Below are 25,976 nucleotides of genomic sequence, written 5' to 3' on the forward strand. Positions count from 1 at the left end.
GGAGGCAAACAAATGACTGAAAAAATTGCTGTTTTTACAGGGAATTTAGCAGAGGCCAGTGTGTTAAATGAGACGCAGCCATTATCAATGCGATTACATTTAGAAAATATTCAAGCAGAAAGTGATCCAGAATCTATTGTGCCCTTATTTTCTCATGGGGTAATTTTAAACATACTTGTTGAACAGTTAGAGGAAAGTATCCCACTGTCTCACTTGAAAAAAGGGACCAAAGTCCGTTTCACAGTCGTGGGCTTGCCACCGATGACTATGTCGATTCCACCGCATGTTGGTGGGCAAGCGATTGAATTGATAGAAGAAATCTAAAAAGCTTCTGCATTAGCTATGATTATTAGCTAATGCAGAAGCTTTTTTATTCAAAGGTCATTCTTTCAATTCGATCGAACGCTTCCTTTAATAAATCTAAATTTTGTGTTGCGGCTAAACGAATGTACTCATCGCCCGTTGTTTCACCAAATGCTTTTCCAGGAATCACTAATACCTGTGTCTCTTTTAAAAGCTTTTCCACAAAAGGAACGGAAGTTAGTCCAGTTTTTTGAATATTAATGAAGGCGTAAATACTTCCTTTGACTGGATGAAGCGAAAGGAAAGGGATCTTTGCTACTCGTTGGGCCACATACTCTAAACGTGTTTGGAACACTTCAACGATTGGGTCTACAAATTCGTCAAAATGTTGTAACGCATAGATTCCTGCTTGCTGTGACAACGTAGGCGCAGAATACGTAACGCCTTCATTAATTAATTTGGCTACTTCGTTAATATAGTCTGGGGCAATCATATAACCAATACGCCAACCAGTCATTGCAAAGGCTTTTGAAAAGCTACCAAAAGTGATAGTATTTTCTGGAGCAAACGTAGCCATGGGAGTAAACGTTTCTTGGAAACAAAAGGCTTCATAAACTTCATCTGAAAGAATGTATAAGTTGTGTTCAATCGCTACCTGTGCAATTTCTCTGAAAGTTTCTTCAGAGAAAACAGCGCCTGTCGGGTTATTCGGTGAATTAAGAATAATCGCTTTGGTTTTAGGCGTGATTTTTTCTTTCAAAAGAGCTACATCAATTTGGAAACCATCTTCTTCATAGGTTGGTAAAAAGACCGGAACGCCATCTGCTAAAAGGACTTGGTCTTTATAAGGAGAGAAATAAGGTTCATGAATAATCACTTCATCTCCAGGATTTAGAATCACTTGTAAGGCAAGGTACATTCCGTGCAGAGCGCCAACTGTGGCCCGGACTTGATTCGGTTGAAAAGATAATTGATAATGTGACTGATAAAACTGAATGACCGCCTCAATGAATGCCTCGCTACCATCAGAAGCGGTATATTTTGTATGCCCATTTTTGGCATCGTTAGCTGCTTGTTCGATAATCCGCTCATCGGTAATTAAGTCAGGGTCACCAATCGATAAATCGATTAAATTTGGGGTCTTTTTCGCCAATGTTGCAATATCCATGAGTAAATTTTCAGTAGGTTGTTGGTAACGTGTTGCGATATTCTTGCGATCCATACCAGGTGCTCCTTTTTATAAAACTTTTCTTAGAAAATCTTGTGTTCTTGGGTTTTGTGGCGCATCAAAAATTTCTTCAGGTGTGCCTTCTTCTTGAATGATTCCTGCATCCATAAAAATGACACGGTCCGCGACTTCTTTTGCAAAGCCCATTTCGTGGGTAACCACCACCATTGTCATCCCTTCAATAGCTAAATTTTTCATAACGGATAGCACTTCGCCCACCATTTCAGGGTCTAAGGCAGAAGTTGGTTCATCGAACAGCATCACGTCAGGGCGCATGGCTAAAGCACGAGCAATCGCTACCCGTTGTTGTTGCCCACCAGAAAGTTGAGAGGGATAATTTTCTTTTTTATCTGATAAACCAACTTGTTCCAGTAAAGAAAGAGCATGTTCTGTGGCTTCAGAAGCGGCTTCTTTTTTTACTTTAACAGGACTAATCGTTAAGTTTTCCAAGACATTTTTATGCGGGAAAAGATTGAAATTTTGGAATACCATTCCCATTTTTTGACGAAGTTGATCAATGTTGGTATTTTTATCTAATAAATTTTTTCCTTCAAATTCAACGCTGCCACCAGTTGGTGTTTCTAATAAGTTCAGGCAACGTAAAAAAGTACTTTTACCACTACCAGAAGGGCCAATAATTACGACAACTTCACCAGCTTCAATTTCTAAGTCAATTCCTTTAAGTACTTCATTTTTTCCGAATGTTTTCTGTAATTTTTTAATGTTAATCACTAGTACTCATTCTCCTTTCAGCAACACCTAATAGACGTGAGATAGTAAAGGTTAGGACGAAATAAATTAACGATACAATTAAGTAAGGTAAGAAGGGTTTAAAACTTGCTCCTTGAACGTTGCCAGCTTGGAAAATTAGTTCTGAAACACCAATGACTGAAACAACGGAAGATTCTTTAATTACTGTAACAAATTCATTGCCTAACGCTGGTAAAATATTTTTAATAGCTTGTGGGAAAATGATGTATCGCATTGCTTGGTTTTGATTCATTCCCAAAGAACGAGCAGCTTCCAATTGTCCTTTATTAACTGCCTGAATACCAGCACGAATAATTTCTGCTACATATGCACCACTGTTTAAAGAAAGGGCAATACAACCAGCTGCTACTTTTGATAAGTCTAAACCAAGAACGCCTGTCCCGAAATAGACAATAAAAATTTGAACAAGCAAAGGAGTGCCACGAACATATTCAATATAAGCAATGGCAATGCCACGTAAAATTTTGGAATTGGCTAACTTCATTAAGGCAAGTAATGCCCCTAAAATGGCACCAAACAAAACACCAATGAAAGCTAGGAAAATGGTATAGCCTGCACCGTTAAGATAGAACTTTCCATACTTTTGTAAAAAGCTTTGATCTTTTTGGAACATTAATTGATTGGCTTCTTTTTTATAACCGTCCATTAATTTTTGATCATTAATTTGTTTAATAGAGGCATTTACTTTCTCCGTCAAAACGGGCGCATCTTTAGGAAAAGCAACGGCAGTATCTTTTGAGCCTTTTTCAAAGGTAGCATCAGCAAAAGCTAAATCCTCATTTTGAGAAACATAGGCTTCGCCAACCGGTTCTTCCATAACGACTGCATCTAATTTATTATTTTTTAGATTCATAATTAAATCTGGAATTTTTTGAAGAGAAGTAGGGACAGCACCGGTTAATTCGGTTTTAATTAATTCTTCTTGTGTCGTTTGCTTTTGGGCACCTGCACGAACGCCTTCGAAATCTTTAGTGGAATGAAATTTATCTTTGTCTTCTTTCCGAACAATGACTCTTTGTTGAACGTTCATATATGGTTGAGAAAAAGCTACTTCTTTTAATCGTTCAGGCGTTGGCGACATGCCAGAGATGACCATGTCAATCTTGCCAGTTTTTAAGGCCCCTAACAGAGCATCAAAGCCTAGTTCTTCGATTTTTAATTTAACGCCTAAATCGTCGGCAATTTTTTGAGCAATAGAAATATCAAAACCGACAATTTTATCTTCACCATCTACTTTTGCATGAAATTCATAAGGGGCATAGTCTGCGGATAAGCCGACAACTAGTTCTCCCTTTTGGATGATTTTGTCATAGACTGGATCGTTTTCGGCTGCAAAAGTTTCTTTAATAGGTAATAATGAGAGCAACAAGAATAAAATTGGTAAAATCGTCTGTAGCCATTTTTTACATTTGGTCATTTGCGTAAACTCCTTTTTGTATTATTTTTATAAATATTCAAAAAAAGCGAATAAATGTATAAAAATTTATTGTGTTATGATGTGGTTTATCATATCATAGAATATGTAAAAGGAAAAGTAGTAGAGTTGAAAAAATACAACTTTTTCAAAAAAATTTTCAAAAGTCAAAAATGAAGGGAATTTTCAAGATGGAACAATCATTAATTGTGAGAGGGACACCACAAGAGTATCTTTGCGAAATTGGTTCGTGGGAATTATTAGAAGGACAACTATTATGCAGAAATATTCATCGTGTATTCATTTTACACGGGACTGAGTCATGGCAAGCGGCAAAACCGTATTTTCCGACGTTTCAAAAAGTAACAGCTGTTTTTGAAAACTATGGAGGTGTTTGTACAGATCAACGTGTGCAAGAGTTAGAAGCGCAAGTGCTGGACAATCATTTAGAGGCCATCGTCGCTGTTGGTGGAGGAAAAGTGGCCGACTTGGGCAAAGCCTTAGCACACAAAATGGCGTTACCGGTAATTATTTTGCCCACTTTAGCAGCTACTTGTGCACCGTGCACGCCATTGAGTGTAATGTATCGAGAAGATGGAGCAATGGAACGATATGACGTTTTTCCGCAAGCAAACGCTTTGGTGTTGGTAGAACCAAGAGTGTTATTACATTCGCCTCGGTCCTTAATGGTGGCAGGTATTGGGGATACATTAGCTAAATGGTACGAAGCAGATGCGATTATTTCGCAGTTAGATGTCCAAGTGTTACCTATTCAAGTTTCTCATTTTGCCGCGGAAAAATGTCGCGATATTTTGTTAAATGAAAGTATCAATGCTTTAAAAGCGATGGAAGAGCAACAATTAAATCAATCGTTTATTGATGTCATCGAAACGAATTTAATTATTGGTGGAATGGTGGGTGGCTTTGGCGATGATTATGGTCGGACAGCAGGTGCCCATTCCATTCATGATGCACTAACTTTGCTGCCAGCTAGCCATCGACAATTACATGGAAACAAAGTGGCGTATGGTGTGTTTGTTCAATTAGCCATTGAAGAAAAATGGCAAGAAATCGCTGAATTGATTCCTTTCTATCACCAACTAGGTTTGCCTATTTCTTTAAAAGAAATGGAGATGGACTTAACTGAAGCCGAGTATCAAGAAGTAGCAGAACGTGCTTGTATAGAAGGCGAAACGATTCATTATATGAAACAAAAAATTACCCCTGAAATTGTGAAAACAGCGATGCAAGATTTAGAAAAATATACAGCGACAAAATAAGTGCCAAACAGCAACTAGCTCATTTGAATTATTTGAACTAGTTGCTGTTTTTTAAGGACCCTTTTTTGAAAAAAGAAACCTTGAGAAATCCTTGCAAATTCAATAAAAAAAAAGTATGATGATGGGAGGACAAATTATAGTAGAAAGTAGGGAAATGAATGACGGAACCAGCCATTCGTTATCGTTTAATCAAAAAAGATAAACACACAGGTGCGCGTTTAGGTGAATTAATTACTCCTCACGGCACATTTCCAACACCAATGTTTATGCCGGTAGGTACACTTGCGACAGTTAAAACAATGTCACCAGAAGAATTAAAAGAAATGGGTGCCGGTGTTATTTTAAGTAATACTTACCATTTATGGTTACGCCCAGGTGAAGATTTAGTCGAAGAAGCAGGCGGTTTACACAAATTTATGAACTGGGATCAACCTATTTTAACTGATTCAGGTGGCTTCCAAGTCTTCTCATTAAGTGATATGCGGAAAATCGAAGAAGAAGGTGTGCATTTTAGAAATCATTTAAATGGTTCAAAAATGTTCCTTTCTCCAGAAAAAGCGATCAATATTCAAAATAAATTAGGATCAGATATTATGATGAGCTTTGATGAATGTCCACCATTTGATGAAAGCTATGAGTATGTCAAACGCTCGATTGAACGGACTTCTCGTTGGGCTGAGCGTGGCTTAAAAGCCCATGCGAATCCTGATAGACAGGGATTATTCGGTATTGTTCAAGGTGCGGGATTTGAAGATTTACGTCGTCAAAGTGCTAAAGATTTAGTGAGTATGGATTTTCCTGGCTATTCGATTGGTGGCTTATCTGTTGGTGAGTCTAAGGAAGAAATGAACCGAGTCTTAGACTTTACGACACCGTTAATTCCTGAAAATAAACCACGTTACTTAATGGGTGTGGGTGCCCCTGATTCATTAATTGATGGAGTGATTCGTGGGATTGACATGTTTGATTGTGTGTTACCAACACGTATTGCGCGCAATGGTACTTGTATGACTTCACAAGGTCGCTTGGTTGTTAAAAATGCCCAGTATGCAAGGGATTTTCGTCCGCTTGATGAGAAATGTGATTGTTATGTTTGTCGTAATTATACGCGGGCCTATATTCGTCATTTGATTAAATGTGATGAAACATTCGGAATCCGTTTAACATCGTATCATAATTTATACTTCTTGTTAGACTTAATGAAAAATGTCCGTCAAGCAATTATGGACGACAATTTATTAGAATTCCGACAAGCGTTTTTTGAAGAATATGGCTTTAATAAAGCGAATGCAAAAAGTTTCTAAAAATTAGAGGAAAAAACTAGTTCTTCAAGCATTTTTTTGATACAGTTAGTAGTGTGAATAATGCAGAGTGAGGTGAAACAAATGGGTGGCGGATTTACAATGATTTTTACATTAGTCCTTTTAGGAGGAATGATGTTTTTCATGACACGTTCTCAAAAGAAACAACAGCAAGAACGTCAAAAACAACTAAACGCAATGAAAATTGGCGATAGTGTTGTCACAATTGGTGGTTTACATGGTGTTTTAAGTGAAATCAACGAAAAAACAGTTTTAATCGATTGCGAAGGTATTGTCTTAGAATTTGACCGTGTAGCAATTCGAACTGTAACACCTGGAACTGCTGTTACAAATGATTCAGCAGTAACTAGTGTACCAGTTACAGAAGTTGAAGAGACAGTCACAGAAGAAGTAACTGAAGTTCCTGAAACATCAGATCCTTCAAAAGAAAAGAAAGACTAAACGAATCAACTGATTCATTTAATGGTTAAAGAGAGCGGAACAGGCTTTTCAAAGGCGAAACTGTGACCAGTAGTCACACGAGAAAGCCAATAAGAAGAGATAATTCCTATTCCGCTCGTGTCGTTTATCTTAAAATGTAGGACTAGGAAGGTAGGTCATTTTGACTTACGCCCTAAGTCCTTTTTAACTATTAAGTTTACAAAAAAGGTTCCTTTTTATAGTGGTGAAAGATAGTTAAAAAGTGAGCAATCTTTCGCTTGGTTGGAAGGAGAAGAGCCCATGACAAAGGAAAAATTAAGTTGGTTACAACAAAAAATGCTCAATAAAAGTATTAAAAAGAAGTGCCAAAATTTTCGTGAACTAGGTTATTCTTCCATCAACGAAGAAGATTTATTGACTTATTTACTCACCTATCGTTGGAAAAAACAAACCCATTTATCTGTCAAAGACTGTCGCAAAGACATTCAGAAGGTTAAGCCGAATGAATTTTTTGACTATCAACAATTATTGGCACAGACATCAAAAAATCCTTTAAGGGACTGGCATGATATTGAAGACTTATTCTAGAAAAAAAGAATAGGTCTTTTTTTTTGTGATAAAAAATTTATAAATAGTTGTGAAAAATATCACAAAAACTATTTACAAGATTCATTTTATGTTGTATGATGTGAATGTGAAATAGTTAACAAAGTTTTTTTAAAATGAAACTCTTAGGAGGATGAACATGGTTAAAACAGTAAAAAAAGAAAAGACAGAAACAGTTGATGTTTCATCAATGATTGATGAATTAGCAACAAAAGCGAATGTCGCTTTAAAAGCAATGGAAGATTTTACACAAGAACAAGTAGATCACATTGTCCATCAAATGGCGATGGCGGCGTTAGACCAACATATGCCTTTAGCAAAAATGGCTGTCGAAGAAACTGGCCGTGGAATCTATGAAGATAAAGCAATCAAAAATATGTATGCATCTGAATACATTTGGAATAATATTAAACATGATAAAACTGTGGGTGTAATTAACAAAGACGAACAAACCGGCTTGATGGAAATTGCTGAGCCAGTTGGCGTGGTATGTGGGGTCACACCAACAACGAACCCAACGTCAACAACTATTTTTAAATCACTAATTGCCTTAAAAACAAGAAATCCAATTGTTTTTGCTTTCCATCCTAGCGCACAAAAATGTTCGGCAGAAGCGGCACGTATTGTACGGGATGCGGCGATTGCAGCAGGTGCACCAGAAAATTGTATTCAATGGATTGAACAACCATCGATTGATGCAACATCTGCTTTGATGAATCATCCAGGGATTGCCATTGTTTTAGCAACTGGTGGCGCAGGCATGGTAAAATCTGCGTACTCAACAGGTAAACCAGCACTAGGCGTTGGTCCTGGGAACGTACCGGCTTATATTGAAAAAACGGCTAAAGTAAAACGTGCGGTTAATGATTTAATTGTTTCAAAATCATTTGATAATGGAATGATTTGTGCTTCTGAGCAAGCGGTCATTGTGGATAAAGAAATTTATGCTTCTGTCAAAGCTGAGTTTGAAGCACACAATGTTTACTTCGTGAAACCGAATGAATTACAAAAACTAGAAGATGCAGTGATGAATGAAGGCAAATACGCAGTAAATCCAGCAATTGTCGGTAACTCTGCAGAAAAAATTGCTGAATTAGCAGGAATTAGCGTACCAAAAGGCACAAAAATTTTAGTCGCTGAATTAGAAGGTGCAGGTCCAGAATATCCATTATCAAGAGAAAAATTATCGCCAGTTTTAGCAATGATGAAATCAAACAATGCAGAGCATGCTTTTGAACTATGTGAAGCGATGTTAAACTTAGGTGGTTTAGGACATACAGCAGTAATTCATACAGAAGATGAAGAGTTACAAGTTGCTTTTGGTTTACGTATGAAAGCTTGTCGTATTTTAGTGAATACTCCATCAGCAGAAGGCGGTATCGGTAACATTTATAACGAAATGATTCCATCCTTAACACTTGGTTGTGGTTCATACGGGAAAAACTCTGTTTCTAAAAACGTATCAGCCATTAACTTAATTAATATTAAAACGGTAGCGAAACGGAGAAATAATATGCAATGGTTTAAATTACCTCCAAAAATTTTCTTTGAAAAAAATTCTTTACAATATCTACAAAAAATGGAAAATGTTGAACGTGTCATGTTAGTTTGTGATCCAGGTATGGTTCAATTTGGCTATGCAGATATCGTACGTAAAGAGCTACAAAAACGTAAAAATGATGTGAAAATCGAAGTGTTTTCTGATGTTGAACCAAACCCATCAACAAATACTGTTTATGCAGGTACCAAAATGATGGTTGATTTCCAACCAGATACAGTGATTGCCTTGGGTGGCGGTTCTGCAATGGATGCGGCGAAAGGCATGTGGATGTTCTATGAACACCCAGATACAGAGTTCTTTGGTGCAAAACAAAAATTCTTAGATATCCGCAAACGGACATATAAAATTGCCAAACCAGAAAAAACACAATTTGTTTGTATTCCAACTACTTCAGGAACTGGTTCAGAAGTTACACCATTTGCCGTTATCACTGATAGTGAAACACACGTGAAATACCCGTTAGCAGACTATGCGTTAACACCAGATGTAGCGATTGTTGATCCACAGTTCGTAATGTCTGTGCCAGCTTCAGTCACTGCAGATACAGGTATGGATGTTTTAACACATGCTATTGAATCTTATGTTTCCGTGATGGCTTCAGATTACACACGTGGTTTAAGTTTACAAGCAATCAAGTTAGTTTTCGATCATTTAGAAAATTCAGTGAAACGTCCAGATATGGAATCTCGCGAAAAAATGCATAATGCATCAACCATGGCAGGAATGGCATTTGCTAATGCATTCTTAGGTATTTGTCACTCTATTGCTCATAAAATTGGTGGGGAATATGGCATTCCACATGGTCGTACAAATGCGATTTTATTACCACATATTATTCGTTACAATGCGAAAGATCCATCAAAACACGCAATGTTCCCTAAATATGATTACTTCCGCGCCGATACTGATTATGCAGACATTGCAAAATTCTTAGGCTTAAAAGGAAATACTACCGCAGAATTAGTAGAAGCTTTAGCAACAGCAGTAGCAGACTTAGGTAAATCAGTCGGAATTGACATGAACTTGAAAGCCCAAGGTGTCTCACAAGAAACATTAGACACAACGGTTGATCGTATGGCAGAACTTGCATATGAAGACCAATGTACAACTGCAAATCCGAAAGAACCATTAATTAGTGAACTAAAACAAATTATCTTAGATGCTTATGTAGGATAAAAGAACTCAAATAAAGAGACCAGAACATTAATGTTCTGGTCTCTTTAACGTTTTGCGAAAACAGTGCTGTCGATACCACGGTTATGACACCAATTAACTAAAACTGGATCGAGGACAAGTGCGGTACTCGTTAATTCTTCTGTCGTCTTTTTTCCTAAAAGAGTATAAAGCATTTTCACTTCTTCTTGCCATTGCTGTACAAGGGCTAAGGTATTTTCTAAACCATTTTTACTCATAAGGGAAGCTAAGATAGTCCCAGCAACTCCCATGCTTTTGGCACCTAAAGCGAGTCCTTTGACAATATCAAGAGAGTTACGCACACCGCCAGAGCCGAGAATAGTTAGTTTCTTTTGCCAATTTTGTGATTCCAGAAGAGAGATGACCGTTGATTGCCCCCAATCATCTAAGAAAGAAAGTTCTCGTTTCTTCCGCCGGGCATTTTCAATTTGTGTAAAACTCGTTCCGCCTTGGCCGCTCACATCCGCTGCTTGAACGCCGATAGAGGTGAGTTTTTCTAAGGTTTCTTGGCTCATGCCAAAGCCAACCTCTTTGACAATGACAGGCACTTCTACGGCCTGTACGATAGCTTCAATCTTGGTTAGCCAATTAGTGAAATCACGATCTCCTTCAGGCATGACCAATTCTTGGGGCACATTTACATGGATTTGTAAGGCATTCGCTTGAAATAAATCAAGCGCTCGCTTTGCTTCTTCCACACCCAAGCCTGCACCAATATTGGCAAAAATGAGTCCATCTGGGTTTTCTTTTCGCATAATTTGATACGTATTCGCTAAACTAGCATCTTTTAACGCTGCCGAGACAGATCCTGTCGCAACTAAAAGGCCAGTTTCTTTGGCAATAATGCCTAATTGCTGATTAATTTCTTTTGCACGCTGACTACCACCTGTCATTGCATTGACATAAAAAGGTTGGGGAAGCTGAAAAGAAAGAAACGAAGTGGAAATATCCACTTCGTTAACAGCGGATTCAGCAAACGATTGGTGAACAAAACGCACACGATCAAAGTCATTACTTTTTTCTTTGTGGAACGCTTTAGCTAATGATAGATGTTCATCTTTTCGATTCATGCTTCTCCTTACACTCCTTTTGACCATAGGTATAGACGTGAAGTGGCAGTGGGGTAATTCCGTCTTTTTCCCAAGCAGTCATTAATGGTAAAATCCCAGATTTTTGGCGGAAAATTACAATCCCACAATCGCCCCCGCCAGCGCCAGAAGATTTCGCAGCTCCTGTATAAGATTCAGCCAAATCACAAAGATTTTTCAAGGCTTCTGTTTCGATTACCACACCAGTCAGTGAAGATAATTCGGCGAGTAATTGGCGATTTTTAGTAATTTGTTTTTGAATAACAGAAATTTTTCCTGTGTTAAAGCCATTAATCATTGTTTCGACACAAAGCCGACTTTTCATTAAGAACTGCTCATAAGCCGCTTGTTTTTCTTCTTTTGATTGATGGACTCGATCAACTAAGTCTGAAGTGGACGCAGGGCTACCTGTCCAACCAATTAGTAAACGTAGTTGTTTCGGTACTTTTAACGGAAAAATCATTAATTCAGGCCAGTCCATTGCTAACAAATCAGTTAATGTTTCAGTGGCTACTTTTTGATTGACCCAATCATGATCGAAGGTTGAAAAGGCAATCCAGCCCCCGTAACAGCTGGCGGCGATATCTCCGCAAGAACCATTTCCTTGAACTGCTAAGTGAGCTAATGCTGATAATTTGAAAATTTCCTCATTTTCCAAACCTAAGTCATAAAAAATATTCAAGGCTTTGACAGTTCCAACGGTTACCGCACCGCTTGAACCAAGACCATATTTTCGTCCATTTGAACTATCTAATTCACTCGTCACTTTTAAATGATAAAATGACAATTCTTTGTTTTGCTCTTGCGCATATTTTTCAGTTAGATGAATCGCCGCTAGAACATAATGAAAAGGATTTTCGCGAATATCTAATACAAGCTCACCATTTCGGCGTGTCCAACGAATAGGTAAAGAGCTGTATTGTGCAGATTGAATACTGCCTTCATCTGTTGTTTCTTCGACAGTTACAGTTACGAATTGATCCACAGCAACGATAATGGCAGGGTGGCCAGGTTCAACAACGGCATATTCTCCTGCAATAAATAACTTTCCTGGCGTAGTAACTTCAATCATGCTTATTTATCCATTCCTTTCGTTTCAAACAATTCAATTCCGGGACCAGCAAAAGCTGGGACTAACTGCTCTTTTGAAAAATGTTCACTTAAAAATGTTTTTAATGCTTCTAAGTTTTTCTTTTCGACTAAGACCTTGACATTCGGACCTGCATCCATTGTAAAGTAACAAGGAATTCCTTTGGCCCGTGCTTGGCGAACTAAAGCCATCGCTTGTAAACTGCCTGGGGACCAGTAAGTAAATGGAGGGACAGCGCCTAAGGTTGTTCCATGCATCCTTAACCCATTGGCTTCAATGATTTCTCCTAAACGAGGGAAGTCTTTTGTTTTAATTGCTTCATGAACTTGGGATAAATCTTTTTCCACATTGTCCAACCAACCTTGATAAAAGCTAGAAGTTTCTACTGTTCGTTTCATTCCATCACGGCTGGAAACATCTTTTTCGCCATCATTAATTAAGATAAAGAGCATGGCCAATTCGTTTTCCCAATTATTGGCTGGAATATTTTCAGCAAACGACGTTTCATCAGAGTGGCCTTTGTTCCATTGAGCAAAACCACCAAAAATACTACGACAAGCAGAACCTGAACCACGTCGCGCTAAACGTGATAAGTCTTTTGCTGAAAGATTTAATCCTAAGGCTACGTTACAGGCCCCTGCTAAAGCAGCTAGACCACTCGCTGAAGAAGCCAAACCAGCTGCAGTAGGCACAAAATTTTGACTTTCTACTTTTGCAAACCAAGTACAATCGGCTTGTTGACGAACAAGGTTCAAAAATTCTTTGACTTTTTTTGTTTGTTTTTCGTTTTGCAAGATACCATCTAAAATAAATACATCTTCTGAATAATGGGCATCAAATGTCACAGTTGTTTCTGTGTAAAAGGCATCTAATGTTAATGATAAACTACTATTCATTGGTAAAATGTATTCTTCATTGGCTTTTCCCCAATATTTAATCAGAGCAATATTTGTATGCGCTCGTGCTTTTCCTGAAAGCATTACTTTTTCACCTCTAATGATTGAATCCATGTAGCAACAGCTCCATTTTCTTCTAAAGTCTGTGCAATGGTTTGTGCGGTCTTTTTATTATCTGTTAAGGCAATCATACAGCCACCGCGACCGCCGCCGGTTAATTTTGCTCCTAGAGCGCCATGTTCTAAAGAGAGAGCCACTAGTCGATCCAGCATATCGTTGCTGACGGATAATTGCTGGAGTTGCTCTTGCGCTAACGTCATTAGCTGACCTAATTTTTGTTTATCATCTTGTAAAATCGCTTGCTTTGCTTCTTTAGTAAAAGAACCTAATTGTTTCATTGTTTCAGCGATTGCTGTGGGATTATTTTGAGCTAGCTGCGCAATGTCTTTCACGGCTTCACGTGTTTGACCTTTAATTCCCGTATCAGCTACTACTAAGTAGGCATTAGATAAATTCATCGAGAAATGTGTGGGCGGAAATCCTCTAGTAAAAAATAAGGGATCAGCGCCGCTTGTTGCTGCGGCATCGATACCACTAGGATTGCCATGAGCAATTTTCTCACTTAAGGAAACAAGCTCAAACAATTCTTGATATGTATAAGCGTAATCAAAATAATCAAAAAGGCTTCGAACGATGGCCACAGCGGTTGCTGCGCTTGAGCCCATTCCTCGTTCAGCGGGAATCGTACTTGTTAAGGTCAAAGTGCCTTTAAACGTATCTTCCTTTAAAAAATGTAAGGTTTGCTGAACAACTTCCTTGATATTTGCTAGCTCTTGGGGCACGTCTTCAAGCAATCCTGTAAAATATGCACAATCAATCTGCATAGTTTTTGCCGGGGTAAAGACGGCTGTGATTTCTGTCGCTTGAAAAGGAAAGGCGATTGCTGGTTCGCCGTAAACAACGGCGTGTTCCCCCATTAAAATGATTTTTCCCGTCGCTTGACCGAGACCTTGTTTTTTTATATTCATTCACTGACATTCCTTTTGAGTAGAATCGAGTATAGGACAAAAGACGTTCTTGGATTAGAAGAACGTTTGTCATAATCTCTTCATGATTTATAGGAAATGATTCCAAAAGTTTCTCTTGTTCCAAAAAAAGAGATTGCTTAACCTAAGATAGTTTACCTAAAAATAAGGCACAAGTAAAATGGTTCCGTTGGTTTTTCCAAAAAATTAATAACAATTTAATAAGAAAGAACCGACAGAACCAGTTATTCGGCTATTTTTTTAAAATTTTCTTAGGTAATCACCAAACCAAGGGCACTTGCCAAATAAATGGCTTGTTCAGGGGTGACTTTAAGACCTGATAAATAGTTTGGTGAGAAAGTCAAGCGTTCAAAGGTGTTTTGGGAAAAATCCAATCCTTTTAAAGAAGTATTTAGCCAATTACTTTCGGTTAAATCGCAAGCTTCTAGAAGGAGTTTCTTCCAGGTGACCTCGAAAAATTCACTTTCGGCTAAACGAGTCTGATTAAAGTGAACAAGATTAAAATTTGCAAAACGAAAAGAAGCATAATCGGCTTTGCAATCCTCAAATAGACAATCTTTTAAATAGCTATCTGCAAAATTCGTTCCTGTCAAATTGCAACGAAGGAAAGTCACTCGATGAAAACTACCAGACAGCCATTCGACGTTAGAAAAATCGCAAGCTTCAAAACGCACATTACTACAATCAAAAGAAGCAAACTGGCCATTTGCTAATGAAAGATGATCGAAAACAGCATCCCGAAAGACTAAGTTACGAACTCCTTGATTCGATAAATTAATCTGCTGATACAAATGATTTTCTAAGATTGCCTCATCTTCTAATTGACAGTTCGTTAATAGAGGAAGTTGTTCTGGCAGATTTGGTGGCATGGGATAAGTTATTTTCATAAAACGCCTCTTTCTTCTTGTTGATTTTCAAAGGTTTCATCAATTGAGTAGGCCCGATTATAGAAACGTAGCGCAGTTGTGAAAACATAAGCGCCGGCAAAACCAAGTAAACTACCTAACACAATCCCGACTAATCGATAGTTTAAAAGATTACTAATGACTTGCTGTCGTGCAAGATTTGATAATAATAAGGACATCGGGGTAATAAAAAAGCTGGCAATCGCATAGTTTCTGTTAATGAATCCTTCAAAAGCTGCATATAGAATACTAATGATACCGATTGTTTGTAAAGGTGTAAAGGGAATCATTAATAAAATTGCAGAAAGCAACAAACCAAGACTCGTACCTAGAATCCGTTGAACATTTCGCTGCATCACAGAATGTAAATTTTCCCCTTGTAAAATAGCTGCGCAAGTAAACGTCATCCAATAGGCGTTGACTAAATGAAGCGATTGACTTAAATAAGCTGCTAAAAATAAAATGGCCGCATAATGCAAAGCATCTAATAAAGAAGCGGGATCGATATAAAGACGTTCTTGAAGAGACATCCGTTTTTGAAAAACGTAGGGGCGCTTGTCGATGAAATGAAGCACAATGCCCATGATAATGCCGGTCACTACTCCTAAAAAAACAAAACTGGCCATGATGGGAATCTTATGTAAAGGAAAATTGTTGCTTGTTCCCATTGCGGTTGACATGATAACTAACAAAGCACCAGGCTTCTCAATGCCATACAATCTAAAAAGTAAGCGTGCAAGAAAAGCGACGATGGCAATTGTAATGGGAATCAACCAAGGTACATGGTGACTTAGCATTCCTAAGCTGTTGCCCAGAACAATAAAAAAGCCAACAATATTCAGTCTGCGCAATAATTGGGGCAAAGGAAGCGGCTGATAATAAATAAACGTATAAATGCCCATCGAGCCAAAGGTCCCAATGAGTAAATTATTGGAAAAATAACCAATTAATAATGGAATTGCCATACAAATTGCGACACCAACTAACCGAAATAATTCGTCATTTGCTTTATCAATAGCAAACAAATCCTTTAAAAACGTAGAATTTTTCATATTTTGTCACTCCTTTGCTTCCTAATTTACCATAATGTTTAGAAAACTGACAAAAGAATTGCAATAAAAGACAGGAAGAAAAAGAGTGGTTTCTGATAGGAAGAGAAGAAAAATTAAAAAAAGTTAACATTTTGACTTGCAATTTTAATATGAAAAATGTAAGATATATTCCATAGCAATAAATAATTATTAAATTCTGATTTTTCAGAAAATACAGATTGTATTATTTTAGGAGGCAACACTATGAAATTGAAAAAGTCATTAACATTCGGTGTGATTACATTATTTAGCGTAACAACTTTAGCGGCTTGTGGAGGCGGCGGAACGTCAGATAGCTCAAGCGCGTCTGGTGGCGGTAAGGCAAGTGGCGAACAAGTTTTACGTGTCACAGAACAACAAGAAATGCCAACAGCTGATTTATCACTAGCAACAGACAGAATTAGTTTTATTGCATTAAATAATGTATATGAAGGAATTTATCGTTTAGACAAAGATAACAAAGTCCAACCTGCAGGTGCAGCGGAAAAAGCAGAAGTTTCTGAAGATGGACTAACATACAAAATTAAATTAAACAAAGATGCAAAATGGTCAGACGGTAAACCAGTGACTGCGAATGACTATGTTTACGGATGGCAACGAACAGTTGATCCAGCGACAGCTTCTGAATATGCTTATCTGTATGCCTCTGTAAAAAATGGTGATGCTATTGCTAAAGGGGAAAAAGATAAATCAGAATTAGGAATTAAAGCAGTCAGTGATACAGAATTAGAAATCACTTTAGAAAAAGCAACACCATACTTTGATTACTTATTAGCTTTCCCATCGTTCTTCCCACAACGTCAAGATATTGTGGAAAAATATGGTAAAAATTATGCATCAAACAGCGAAAGTGCTGTCTACAATGGTCCATTCGTCTTAGACGGCTTTGATGGTCCTGGTACAGATACAAAATGGTCATTCAAGAAAAACGATCAATATTGGGATAAAGACACAGTGAAACTGGACTCAGTAGATGTGAATGTTGTGAAAGAATCACCAACCGCGTTGAACTTGTTCCAAGATGGACAAACAGACGATGTCGTTCTTTCTGGTGAATTAGCTCAACAAATGGCCAATGACCCAGCTTTTGTTAGTCAAAAAGAAGCATCAACACAATATATGGAACTAAATCAACGTGATGAAAAATCACCATTTAGAAATGCGAACTTACGTAAAGCAATTTCTTACTCAATCGACCGTAAAGCGTTAGTTGAATCAATCTTAGGGGATGGTTCTATCGAGCCAAACGGGTTAGTACCAGCAGATATGGCAAAAGACCCAAGTGGCGGCAAAGACTTTGCTAAAGAAGCAGGTAGTCAAATTGAATATGATACGAAAAAAGCTAAAGAATACTGGGAAAAAGCGAAAAAAGAATTGGGGATTTCAACCTTAACAATGGATATTCTTTCTTCAGATGCAGATTCTTCTAAGAAAACAGTTGAATTTGTTCAAGGGTCAATTCAAGATGCTTTAGATGGTGTGAAGGTAACGGTTAGTCCGGTTCCATTCTCTGTTCGTTTAGATCGTTCAAACAAAGGCGACTTTGATGCAGTAATCGGTGGTTGGAGTGCTGACTATGCTGATCCAAGTAGTTTCTTAGACTTATTTGCTTCAGATAACTCATATAACCGTGGACGTTATAACAATCCAGAGTTTGACAAGTTAGTGAAAGCAGCAAGTAGCGCAGATGCGACAAATCCTGAAAAACGTTGGGATGATATGTTAAATGCAGAGAAAACGATTATGGGAGACATGGGTGTGGTACCATTATTCCAAAAATCAGAAGCGCATTTACGTGCTGAAAAAGTCAAAGATGTCGCAGTTCATCCTGCTGGCGCAACGTATGACTACAAATGGGCATACATTTCAGAATAACCTGACAAAAGATCGATAGCAAACAAAAAAGGACCTTTGCCATGGAATAAAAGGCAACGGTCCTCTTGCTATCTTGTCTTAGACCAAGTAAAATAGTAGAAAGCCTAAAGACAGAATCAGTAAGATGCCCCCAGTTTTTAGCCAGAAAGAGCGATGTGCATCGCCAATGACTGAAAGCGGGATAAACTCTTTCGGTTCATTTTTCTTTTTAAAACGAAACGCGTTTTTCATTGAGCGCTGAAAGTTATCGAAAAAGCCAGAGGACATAATCCATAAAGCAATGCCGATAATTAAAAAGAAAAGCGAAACGATAAAGAAGGTATCTGATAATGAGGAGGTAGTGATAGGTTCTTTACTTATTAATAAGTAAAGAAAAATGCCGATACTGGAAATAACGGCTGTAATAATTGGCCATTTAAAAGTTTTCATGTGTTCACCCTATCTATTATTGTGGTCTATCTAGTCATTACTTTAACGAAAATAACTGAGGAAGTCAAAAAAATCTCGGAGGTGTCATTATTGAATAGTTTTGGAAAATATTTTCTTAAACGGATCTTTTTCATGATTATCACTTTGTGGTTAATCGCAACGATTACGTTTTTCTTAATGCAATTATTACCAGGTACGCCTTATACCAACCAAGAAAAACTTAGTCCAGAAACAATCGCTATGTTGAATAAACAATCTGGCTTAGATAAACCAGTGATTGTTCAATACGGAATTTACTTAAAGAACCTGGTTACAGGGGACTTTGGTATTTCATTCCAATTTAAAAACCAACCTGTTGCTAAGTTATTAGCTGGTCGAATTGGACCATCCCTTCAACTGGGAGGACAAGCGATTATCTTTGGTACGTTAGTCGGTATTTTATTGGGGATTATCGCAGCGATGCGTCAAAATACTTGGGTAGATACGTTGGCAACATTGTTAGCCATTTTAGGTCGTTCTATTCCAAACTTTGTTTTCGCGGTATTATTACAATACATTTTTGCAATGAAATTAAGAATCTTACCAATTGCTATGTGGAATGGTTTTGCCTACACAATCTTACCAACTATTGCCTTGGCAATGAGTCCAATGGCCGATTCGGCTAGGTTTATTCGAACCGAGATGGTAGAGGTCTTGCATAGTGATTATGTCGAATTAGCCAAAGCAAAAGGCTTGAGTCGCTGGCAAGTTGCATTCCGCCACGGGTTAAGAAACAGTTTAATTCCATTGATTACCTTATTAGGACCTTTAGCCGTTGGTTTAATGACAGGTTCTTTAGTAGTAGAAAATATTTTTGCCATCCCTGGAATTGGGGAACAGTTTGTAAAATCAATTATGACAAACGACTATCCAACAATTATGGCAGTAACTATTTTGTATTCAACAATGTTAGTTGTTGTAATTCTGATTGTTGACTTACTTTATGGTTTAATTGATCCAAGAATTCGCGTATCAGGAGGTGCAAAAGGCTAATGGAAACAGTCAATAAAAATAATCTACCACAAGCGATTAAAGATATTCCGGCAGATGAGTTTCAGCCTCTAAACACTTCAACTCTAAAAGAAAGAGAGCGTATTGCCACACCGTCTTTAAGTTTCTTACAAGACTCATGGCGTCGTTTGAAAAAGAATAAAGCTGCAGTTATCTCAATGAGTTTCTTAGCAGTTATTATCTTTATCTCTATTATTACCATTTGGGTTTCACCACATAACCCAACGAAACAAAATGTTTCTTACATTAACTTACCACCACGAATTCCTGGCTTGGAAAGCGTGAATGGTTTAAATGGTAAAACAACAGTTGCTGGTCAATTAGTTGATAAATATGCACAAGCAAACGTTCCAGATAACGTAAACTTTTATCTAGGAACAGATGGTTTAGGTCGTGATGTCCTAAGTCGTTTATTTATGGGAACACGTATTTCCTTATTAATTGCGTTTATCGCGGCGATTCTAGATATTACGATTGGGGTAACGTATGGACTGATTTCCGGGTTAGTCGGCGGTCGTGTCGATACAGTGATGCAACGTATTTTAGAAGTTCTTTCTGGTATTCCTAACTTAGTTGTTATGATCTTGATGCTAACAGTCTTTGATCCAGGGATTGTTTCGATTGTTTTAGCCATGGTTATTACAAACTGGATATCAATGGCCAGGATTGTGCGAGCCCAGACCATGAAACTAAAAGACCAAGAGTTTGTCATGGCAGCAGAAACATTGGGCGAATCTCGTTGGAAAATTGCTATTAAACATATTTTACCGAATATCTCAAGTGTCATTATTGTCCAAATGATGTTCAGTATCCCATCGGCAATTTTCTTTGAAGCGTTCCTAAGTTTTATTGGGTTAGGCTTACGCCCACCAACCGCATCTTTAGGAACCTTGTTAAACGAAGGATACAAAACTTTCCGTTTCCTTCCATATTTAATGTGGATTCCAGCGGCAACACTTTCAGTTATCATGATTTGTTTCAACTTGTTAGCTGATGGTTTACGTGACGCATTTGATCCTAAGATGAAAGAGTAAGAGTGGTGAATGACTATGGAAAAAGTATTAGAAGTTAAAGACTTAAGAATCTCCTTTGATACATTTGCAGGTAAAGTCAACGCCATTCGTGGTGTGAGTTTTGATCTTTATAAAGGTGAAACGTTAGCCATCGTAGGTGAATCAGGGAGTGGTAAATCTGTTACAACCCGCAGTATTATGCGTTTGTTGAGCAGTAATGCCAATATTGATAACGGGGAAATTTTGTTTAAAGGGCAAGATATTGTTCATAAAACAGAAAAACAAATGCAAGCCATTCGTGGTAAAGAAATCGCAATGATTTTCCAAGATCCGATGACTTCATTAGACCCAACGATGCCAATTGGCAAACAAGTGGCGGAATCATTAATCAAACATAATAAAGTCTCAAAAAAAGAAGGCTTAGCGCAAGCATTAGAATTACTAAAATTAGTCGGTATTCCTAATGCTGAAAAACGTTTGAAAAACTATCCGCACCAATTTTCTGGTGGACAACGTCAACGGATTGTCATTGCAATTGCTTTAATTTGTTATCCAGAAGTTCTAATTGCAGATGAACCAACTACAGCGTTGGATGTAACCATCCAAGCACAAATTTTAGAGTTATTAAAAGATTTACAAGAAAAAATTAGCACTTCGATTATTTTCATTACCCATGATTTAGGGGTAGTAGCGAACGTGGCTGACCGTGTCGCTGTCATGTACGGTGGACGTCTGGTTGAAGTGGGAACAGCAGAAGAAATTTTCTATAATCCACAACATCCATATACTTGGGGACTTTTAGGGTCAATGCCAACGATGGAAGGAACAGAAGACAAACTTTATGCGATTCCAGGTTCACCTCCAGATTTATTAGATCCACCAACTGGAGATGCCTTCTATCCACGGAATGAGTTTGCTTTAAAAATTGATACAGAAAAAGAACCACCTTATTTTGAAGTATCACCGACACACAAAGCAGCAACGTGGTTATTAGCACCACAAGCACCAAAAGTTACGCCTCCAGCAGAGATTGTTCGTCGTTGGGCAATTTATGCAGAGCGTCAAAAAAATCCAGGAGGTAGTAATTAATGGCAGAAGAGAAAAAAGTCCTATTAGAAGTCACTGGTTTGAAACAGTATTTCAATGTTGGTCGTAAAGACGAAGTAAAAGCCATTGATGACATTAGTTTTCATATTTTTGAAGGCGAAACCTTTGGATTAGTTGGCGAATCAGGAAGTGGAAAATCAACAACTGGTCGCAGTGTCATTCGTTTATATGATCCAACTGCAGGTGAAATTCTTTTCGATGGAAAAGACATTAGCAAAATTAAATCAAAAGCGGACATGCAAGCATTCCGCCGCGATGTTCAAATGATCTTCCAAGATCCATATGCTTCATTGAATCCAAGAATGAAAGTCAATGATATTATTGCTGAAGGAATCGATGTCAATGGATTAGCTAAAACACCAAAAGAGCGGGAAGAAAAAGTCAATGAACTTTTAAAAACGGTGGGCTTAAATCCGAGTCACAGTACGCGTTATCCTCATGAGTTTTCTGGTGGGCAACGTCAACGGATTGGGATTGCTCGTGCTTTAGCGGTTAATCCACGTTTTATTATCTGTGATGAGCCAATTTCGGCTTTGGATGTGTCGATTCAAGCCCAAGTAGTAAACTTATTACAAGATTTACAAAAAGAACAAGGCTTAACTTACTTGTTTATCGCACATGACTTATCGATGGTAAAACATATCAGTGACCGAATTGGCGTAATGCACAGTGGGAAATTATTGGAAATGGGCACAAGTGATGATGTCTATAATTTCGGCGTTCATCCTTATACAGAAAGTTTACTTTCTGCGATTCCATTACCAGATCCAGACTATGAACGCACACGTAAACGGATCGTTTACCAGCCTGCAGCGGCAGATGGGAAAGATCGTGAGCTCCGTGAAATTCTCAATGGACACTATGTTTATTGTGCTGAAGACGAAGTTGCAATGTACCGTGAAAAAATTGAAGAGAAGAAAAGAAAAGCTGGTTTATAACCAGCTTCTTTTCTAACTATCTTGGTAGGGTGGTTATGAGATGAAGGCTCTGAAAGCTTATAAATACAGACTTTATCCAACCTCAAAACAAGAAGAGTTTATTCAAAAAACATTTTCTTGTGTTCGCTTGGTGTATAATTTAATGTTACAAGACCGGATTGATATCTACAAAGAGATGCGAAAAAATCCTCAACAAACGTTTAAAATGCCAACGCCAGCTAAATATAAGAAACAATACCCTGTCCTCAGAGAAGTTGATAGTTTAGCCTTGGCAAATGCACAAGTTTATTTGGATCGAGCCTTTAAAAATTTTTATCGGGAAAAAGGGATGGGCTTTCCAAAAAAGAAAAAGAAAGAAACGGTGCATTCCTACACTACGAACAATCAACATGGCACGGTCAAAATTTTGGATAATCGTTATTTGAAAGTACCTAAATTGAAATCTTTAATTAAAATGAAGGTACATCGCCAACCGCTGGGGGAGATAAAATCTGTAACTATTTCTATGAGTGCGAGTCACAATTATTATGTTTCCATTTTGTGTGAAGCGCCGATTGAAACGAAAACAAAGCAACAAAAAATGGTGGGAATTTGTAGCAGTAGGGAAAAATTTGCGCTGCTTTCGAATGGTGAAAGCTTCGAAAAAAGCTATTGTTCAAAGCATTTAAAGCAAAAACTACGTCAAGAAGAACGAAAATTAAACAAGCGTAAAATGATTGCTTTGGAAAAAGGTGTCGATCTTTCGCAAGCAAAAAATTATCAAAAACAAAAAATAAAAGTCGCAAAAATTCGCGAAAAAATAGCCAACCAACGGACGGATATTTTAAACAAAATTACAACGGAATTGGTTTCAAGTTACGATGTTATTTGCATTGAAAAAGCCCATCACAGTAATGAGCGGCCGCCAAAACATGATCGTTCTGAACTGGCTTGGTCTTTATTTTTAGCTAAACTGTTGTATAAAGCACAATGGTATGGCAAAGAACTCATTTGTATTGAGTCAGAGGAGATCGAAACAGAGTTGTCTTTTTCTGAAAGTACAGAAAATTCAGAGTATCTTAGAAGTCAAAAAATCTTAGAACGTGGCTTGTCTAAACGAGAAACCTTATAAATAGAAGAACTGTAGGGACTACAGGGATCGCCTAGGGGATAGAAAATGCACACCATGTGTTGAACCATTTGTTTCTAGGAAGTCACATTGGGACAGTCCACTAATTATTAATGATCAAAATACGAGTTCAAACGAATCTAGTGCTAGATTCGTTTTTTTTTGAGGAAATATATTGACAACTAGGATAAACTAAGGTAAACTAGTGAAGTTGAGAAATGAAAGCAGAAGCACCCGCTTCTCGCCTTAGTTGAGTATATCGCTGGGCTAGATAAAGTATTCCTTATTTTTTTAAGTAAGGCAGACTGTTGGCGGGTTCTGGATAGGAACCTGTTTTTTTATTGCATTTAGCAAACAAAGCAGACTTCCGTTAGGATTTTCTCTTAAAAATTTTGGAGGTGAATGACCATAGCAAAGGATATGATGGTTAACGACGGCATTCGTGCACGCGAGTTACGTTTGATCGGACAAGATGGTGAACAATTAGGTGTAAAAACCAAAGCAGAAGCATTACAAATCGCTGAATCTGCAAACTTGGATTTAGTACTTGTAGCGCCAGGAGCGAAACCACCAGTTGCGCGAATTATGGATTATGGAAAATTCCGTTTCGAACAACAAAAGAAAGAGCGTGAAGCTCGCAAGAAACAAAAAGTGATCAACGTCAAAGAAGTTCGTTTAAGTCCAACAATTGACGTAAATGACTTCAATACAAAACTTCGTAATGCGCGTAAGTTCTTAGAAAAAGGAGACAAAGTGAAAGCTTCTATCCGTTTCAAAGGCCGTGCCATTACCCATAAAGAGATTGGTCAGAAAGTTCTTGATCGCTTAGCTGAAGAAACTGCGGACATCGCCACAGTGGAACAAAAAGCGAAAATGGACGGACGCAGCATGTTTCTAACGCTGGCACCGAAAAACGACAAGTAAACGAAGAGACCGAGCATTCGGACTTTTGGTAATTTCTACAAGAAGGATATTCGACAGTTGTGACTGTTAGAGTCTTTCACTTGAAGCAAAGATTTTGAGGAGGAAAATTAGTCATGCCAAAACAAAAAACACACCGCGGATTAGCAAAACGTGTAAAACGTACTGGTGGAGGCGGCTTAAAACGTGGCCGTGCCTTTACATCTCACCGTTTCCACGGTAAAACTAAAAAACAACGCCGTCAATTGCGTAAAGCAAGCATGGTTGCAAAAGGCGATTACAAACGTATCCGCCAACAATTAGCAAGAATGAAATAAAACAACTCGGTGACTTTTAGATTACCGTCAAGAGAAACAAGATATTAGGAGGAATTCAACATGGCACGTGTTAAAGGTGGAACAGTAACCCGTAAACGTCGTAAAAAAGTCCTTAAGTTAGCGAAAGGCTACTACGGATCAAAACATACTTTATTTAAATCAGCAAAAGAACAAGTAATGAACTCTTATTACTATGCATTCAGAGACCGTCGTCAAAAGAAACGTGACTTCCGTAAATTATGGATTGCACGTATCAACGCGGCAGCTCGCATGAATGGCTTAAGCTATTCTAAATTAATGCACGGTTTGAAATTGGCAGAGATTGATATCAACCGCAAAATGTTAGCTGACTTAGCCGTTAACGATGCAGCAGCATTTACAGCGTTAGCTGAACAAGCAAAAGATGCTTTAAGCAAATAAGCTTAAACAATCTTTCACGAGGTCGGGACAGAAGTGCTTAACTCCGAGAAATAAGAAGGAATTTCCGAAAATTGTTCTTTAATTTTTGAAGAATTTCGGCTTATTTCCGAAGGAGTTGCTTCTGTTCCCGCCGTTTATTAATTTTTAAGCCTGGAACAAAAATCCAAAGTGATTTTTGTTCCAGGCTCGTTTTTTTTTAATAACTCCGTTGGTAACTTTCATCTATAAATGAAAAAATTTGTGAGAGCGGAATTTCTTCAGAAAGACTTAACCAATGCTCTTTATTCATATGATAGGCAGGAAAATAGCCAGGTTGGTTCTTTAATAAGGCAATCAATTCAGGCGCAAATTTAACGGTTAAAATAGTGAGCTGCTTATTCTCGGTAGCGCCGAGCAGTTGTGCATCCAGTGGCATAATTAAAGCAAACCATTTCGCATTTCTAGGATGACGAAAGACGAGATAGTCTGGGTGTTTTTTAAAAGGAAAATCGGGCGTTATCTGATAACGTTCTTGTATATAGGCGCTAATAGTTTCTTGAAAAGTCATAGGTTTCTTCCTTTCGTTAAGGCTAGGCATATCTAT

The 25,976-nt window shown here is 37.9% G+C and carries 26 protein-coding genes and 1 other annotated feature; of the genes, 15 read left to right on the forward strand and 11 right to left on the reverse strand.

Going from position 1 to position 25,976, the window contains the following annotated elements:
* Positions 1 to 12: 12 nt before the first annotated feature.
* Positions 13 to 324, forward strand: coding sequence for a hypothetical protein (locus IGK70_RS03100; protein WP_010710758.1), 312 nt, complete (start codon positions 13 to 15; stop codon positions 322 to 324).
* A gap of 46 nt (positions 325 to 370) precedes the next feature.
* Here the strand turns inward: IGK70_RS03100 and IGK70_RS03105 are convergent, their stop codons facing one another.
* Genes IGK70_RS03105 through IGK70_RS03115 form a run of 3 tightly spaced genes read right to left on the reverse strand, consistent with a single transcriptional unit; the run spans position 371 to position 3,719 of the window.
* A complete protein-coding gene (locus IGK70_RS03105; protein ID WP_002355768.1) occupies positions 371 to 1,525 on the reverse strand; it encodes a pyridoxal phosphate-dependent aminotransferase in 1,155 nt (384 codons plus the stop codon).
* A gap of 15 nt (positions 1,526 to 1,540) precedes the next feature.
* Positions 1,541 to 2,263 (reverse strand): amino acid ABC transporter ATP-binding protein, encoded by a 723-nt coding sequence (locus tag IGK70_RS03110; RefSeq protein WP_010710757.1) that lies wholly within the window; start codon positions 2,261 to 2,263, stop codon positions 1,541 to 1,543.
* Positions 2,256 to 3,719, reverse strand: coding sequence for an ABC transporter substrate-binding protein/permease (locus tag IGK70_RS03115; RefSeq protein ID WP_104855819.1), 1,464 nt, complete (start codon positions 3,717 to 3,719; stop codon positions 2,256 to 2,258). Before IGK70_RS03115 ends, IGK70_RS03110 begins: the two co-directional genes overlap by 8 nt.
* A gap of 170 nt (positions 3,720 to 3,889) precedes the next feature.
* On the opposite strand from IGK70_RS03115, the gene IGK70_RS03120 reads away from it, so the two are divergent.
* The 5 genes from IGK70_RS03120 (at position 3,890) to adhE (ending at position 10,081) form a co-directional block, all read left to right on the forward strand.
* Positions 3,890 to 4,996 (forward strand): iron-containing alcohol dehydrogenase family protein, encoded by a 1,107-nt coding sequence (locus IGK70_RS03120; RefSeq protein WP_002358821.1) that lies wholly within the window; start codon positions 3,890 to 3,892, stop codon positions 4,994 to 4,996.
* A gap of 158 nt (positions 4,997 to 5,154) precedes the next feature.
* Positions 5,155 to 6,300: a tRNA guanosine(34) transglycosylase Tgt gene (gene tgt, locus IGK70_RS03125; protein ID WP_002355772.1), complete on the forward strand. Its 1,146-nt coding sequence runs from the start codon at positions 5,155 to 5,157 to the stop codon at positions 6,298 to 6,300.
* A gap of 60 nt (positions 6,301 to 6,360) precedes the next feature.
* On the forward strand, positions 6,361 to 6,759 hold the full coding sequence (gene yajC, locus IGK70_RS03130) for a preprotein translocase subunit YajC (protein WP_002409033.1): 399 nt from the start codon (positions 6,361 to 6,363) through the stop codon (positions 6,757 to 6,759).
* A gap of 261 nt (positions 6,760 to 7,020) precedes the next feature.
* Positions 7,021 to 7,326: a post-transcriptional regulator gene (locus IGK70_RS03135; RefSeq protein WP_002355774.1), complete on the forward strand. Its 306-nt coding sequence runs from the start codon at positions 7,021 to 7,023 to the stop codon at positions 7,324 to 7,326.
* A gap of 157 nt (positions 7,327 to 7,483) precedes the next feature.
* Positions 7,484 to 10,081 carry a bifunctional acetaldehyde-CoA/alcohol dehydrogenase gene (gene adhE, locus IGK70_RS03140; protein ID WP_002388933.1) on the forward strand — a complete coding sequence of 866 codons (2,598 nt, stop codon included), beginning with the start codon at positions 7,484 to 7,486 and terminating at the stop codon, positions 10,079 to 10,081.
* A gap of 44 nt (positions 10,082 to 10,125) precedes the next feature.
* Here adhE and fni read toward each other — a convergent pair whose 3' ends face one another.
* From fni to IGK70_RS03170, 6 genes are all read right to left on the reverse strand, one after another.
* Positions 10,126 to 11,169: a type 2 isopentenyl-diphosphate Delta-isomerase gene (gene fni / locus IGK70_RS03145; protein ID WP_104855818.1), complete on the reverse strand. Its 1,044-nt coding sequence runs from the start codon at positions 11,167 to 11,169 to the stop codon at positions 10,126 to 10,128.
* Positions 11,153 to 12,259, reverse strand: coding sequence for a phosphomevalonate kinase (locus IGK70_RS03150; RefSeq protein ID WP_002355777.1), 1,107 nt, complete (start codon positions 12,257 to 12,259; stop codon positions 11,153 to 11,155). The genes fni and IGK70_RS03150 overlap by 17 nt, the downstream gene beginning before the upstream one ends.
* 2 nt (positions 12,260 to 12,261) lie before the next feature.
* On the reverse strand, positions 12,262 to 13,257 hold the full coding sequence (mvaD, locus tag IGK70_RS03155; protein ID WP_002355778.1) for a diphosphomevalonate decarboxylase: 996 nt from the start codon (positions 13,255 to 13,257) through the stop codon (positions 12,262 to 12,264).
* Positions 13,257 to 14,201 carry a mevalonate kinase gene (mvk, locus tag IGK70_RS03160; protein ID WP_002397947.1) on the reverse strand — a complete coding sequence of 315 codons (945 nt, stop codon included), beginning with the start codon at positions 14,199 to 14,201 and terminating at the stop codon, positions 13,257 to 13,259. Before mvk ends, mvaD begins: the two co-directional genes overlap by 1 nt.
* Positions 14,202 to 14,470: 269 nt before the next feature.
* Positions 14,471 to 15,106, reverse strand: a complete 636-nt coding sequence (locus IGK70_RS03165) for a pentapeptide repeat-containing protein (RefSeq protein ID WP_104855817.1) — start codon at positions 15,104 to 15,106, stop codon at positions 14,471 to 14,473.
* A complete protein-coding gene (locus tag IGK70_RS03170; RefSeq protein ID WP_104855816.1) occupies positions 15,103 to 16,176 on the reverse strand; it encodes an FUSC family protein in 1,074 nt (357 codons plus the stop codon). Before IGK70_RS03170 ends, IGK70_RS03165 begins: the two co-directional genes overlap by 4 nt.
* 243 nt (positions 16,177 to 16,419) lie before the next feature.
* On the opposite strand from IGK70_RS03170, the gene opp1A reads away from it, so the two are divergent.
* Positions 16,420 to 18,090, forward strand: a complete 1,671-nt coding sequence (opp1A, locus tag IGK70_RS03175; protein WP_010816372.1) for an oligopeptide ABC transporter substrate-binding protein Opp1A — start codon at positions 16,420 to 16,422, stop codon at positions 18,088 to 18,090.
* A 78-nt stretch (positions 18,091 to 18,168) separates the two neighbouring features.
* Here the strand turns inward: opp1A and IGK70_RS03180 are convergent, their stop codons facing one another.
* Positions 18,169 to 18,519, reverse strand: a complete 351-nt coding sequence (locus IGK70_RS03180) for a DUF3899 domain-containing protein (RefSeq protein WP_002355784.1) — start codon at positions 18,517 to 18,519, stop codon at positions 18,169 to 18,171.
* Between the two features lie 90 nt (positions 18,520 to 18,609).
* Between IGK70_RS03180 and opp1B the strand changes: the two genes are divergently transcribed.
* The 8 genes from opp1B (at position 18,610) to rplT (ending at position 25,393) form a co-directional block, all read left to right on the forward strand.
* Entirely contained in the window at positions 18,610 to 19,551 is a 942-nt protein-coding gene (gene opp1B, locus IGK70_RS03185; protein ID WP_002381304.1) for an oligopeptide ABC transporter permease Opp1B, read from the forward strand.
* Complete coding sequence (opp1C, locus tag IGK70_RS03190; RefSeq protein WP_002355787.1) at positions 19,551 to 20,603, forward strand: oligopeptide ABC transporter permease Opp1C; 1,053 nt, start codon at positions 19,551 to 19,553, stop codon at positions 20,601 to 20,603. Before opp1B ends, opp1C begins: the two co-directional genes overlap by 1 nt.
* Before the next feature lie 9 nt (positions 20,604 to 20,612).
* Positions 20,613 to 21,671: an oligopeptide ABC transporter ATP-binding protein Opp1D gene (gene opp1D, locus IGK70_RS03195; protein WP_002355794.1), complete on the forward strand. Its 1,059-nt coding sequence runs from the start codon at positions 20,613 to 20,615 to the stop codon at positions 21,669 to 21,671.
* Complete coding sequence (opp1F, locus tag IGK70_RS03200) at positions 21,671 to 22,627, forward strand: oligopeptide ABC transporter ATP-binding protein Opp1F (protein ID WP_002361357.1); 957 nt, start codon at positions 21,671 to 21,673, stop codon at positions 22,625 to 22,627. Before opp1D ends, opp1F begins: the two co-directional genes overlap by 1 nt.
* Positions 22,628 to 22,667: 40 nt before the next feature.
* Entirely contained in the window at positions 22,668 to 23,738 is a 1,071-nt protein-coding gene (locus tag IGK70_RS03205; protein ID WP_002355796.1) for an RNA-guided endonuclease TnpB family protein, read from the forward strand.
* Positions 23,739 to 23,951: 213 nt separating this feature from the next.
* Positions 23,952 to 24,083: a sequence feature (ribosomal protein L20 leader region), on the forward strand.
* A gap of 54 nt (positions 24,084 to 24,137) precedes the next feature.
* Positions 24,138 to 24,659, forward strand: coding sequence for a translation initiation factor IF-3 (gene infC, locus IGK70_RS03210; protein ID WP_002355797.1), 522 nt, complete (start codon positions 24,138 to 24,140; stop codon positions 24,657 to 24,659).
* Between the two features lie 113 nt (positions 24,660 to 24,772).
* A complete protein-coding gene (rpmI, locus tag IGK70_RS03215; protein ID WP_002355798.1) occupies positions 24,773 to 24,973 on the forward strand; it encodes a 50S ribosomal protein L35 in 201 nt (66 codons plus the stop codon).
* A gap of 60 nt (positions 24,974 to 25,033) precedes the next feature.
* The gene (gene rplT, locus IGK70_RS03220; protein ID WP_002355799.1) at positions 25,034 to 25,393 is read left to right on the forward strand and encodes a 50S ribosomal protein L20; all 360 of its coding nucleotides are present in this window, start codon (positions 25,034 to 25,036) and stop codon (positions 25,391 to 25,393) included.
* Between the two features lie 196 nt (positions 25,394 to 25,589).
* Here rplT and IGK70_RS03225 read toward each other — a convergent pair whose 3' ends face one another.
* The gene (locus IGK70_RS03225; RefSeq protein WP_162783052.1) at positions 25,590 to 25,970 is read right to left on the reverse strand and encodes an MmcQ/YjbR family DNA-binding protein; all 381 of its coding nucleotides are present in this window, start codon (positions 25,968 to 25,970) and stop codon (positions 25,590 to 25,592) included.
* Between the last annotated feature and the right edge of the window lie 6 nt (positions 25,971 to 25,976).

This window comes from Enterococcus sp. DIV0358 (assembly GCF_051713465.1).
Taxonomy (GTDB): domain Bacteria; phylum Bacillota; class Bacilli; order Lactobacillales; family Enterococcaceae; genus Enterococcus; species Enterococcus faecalis.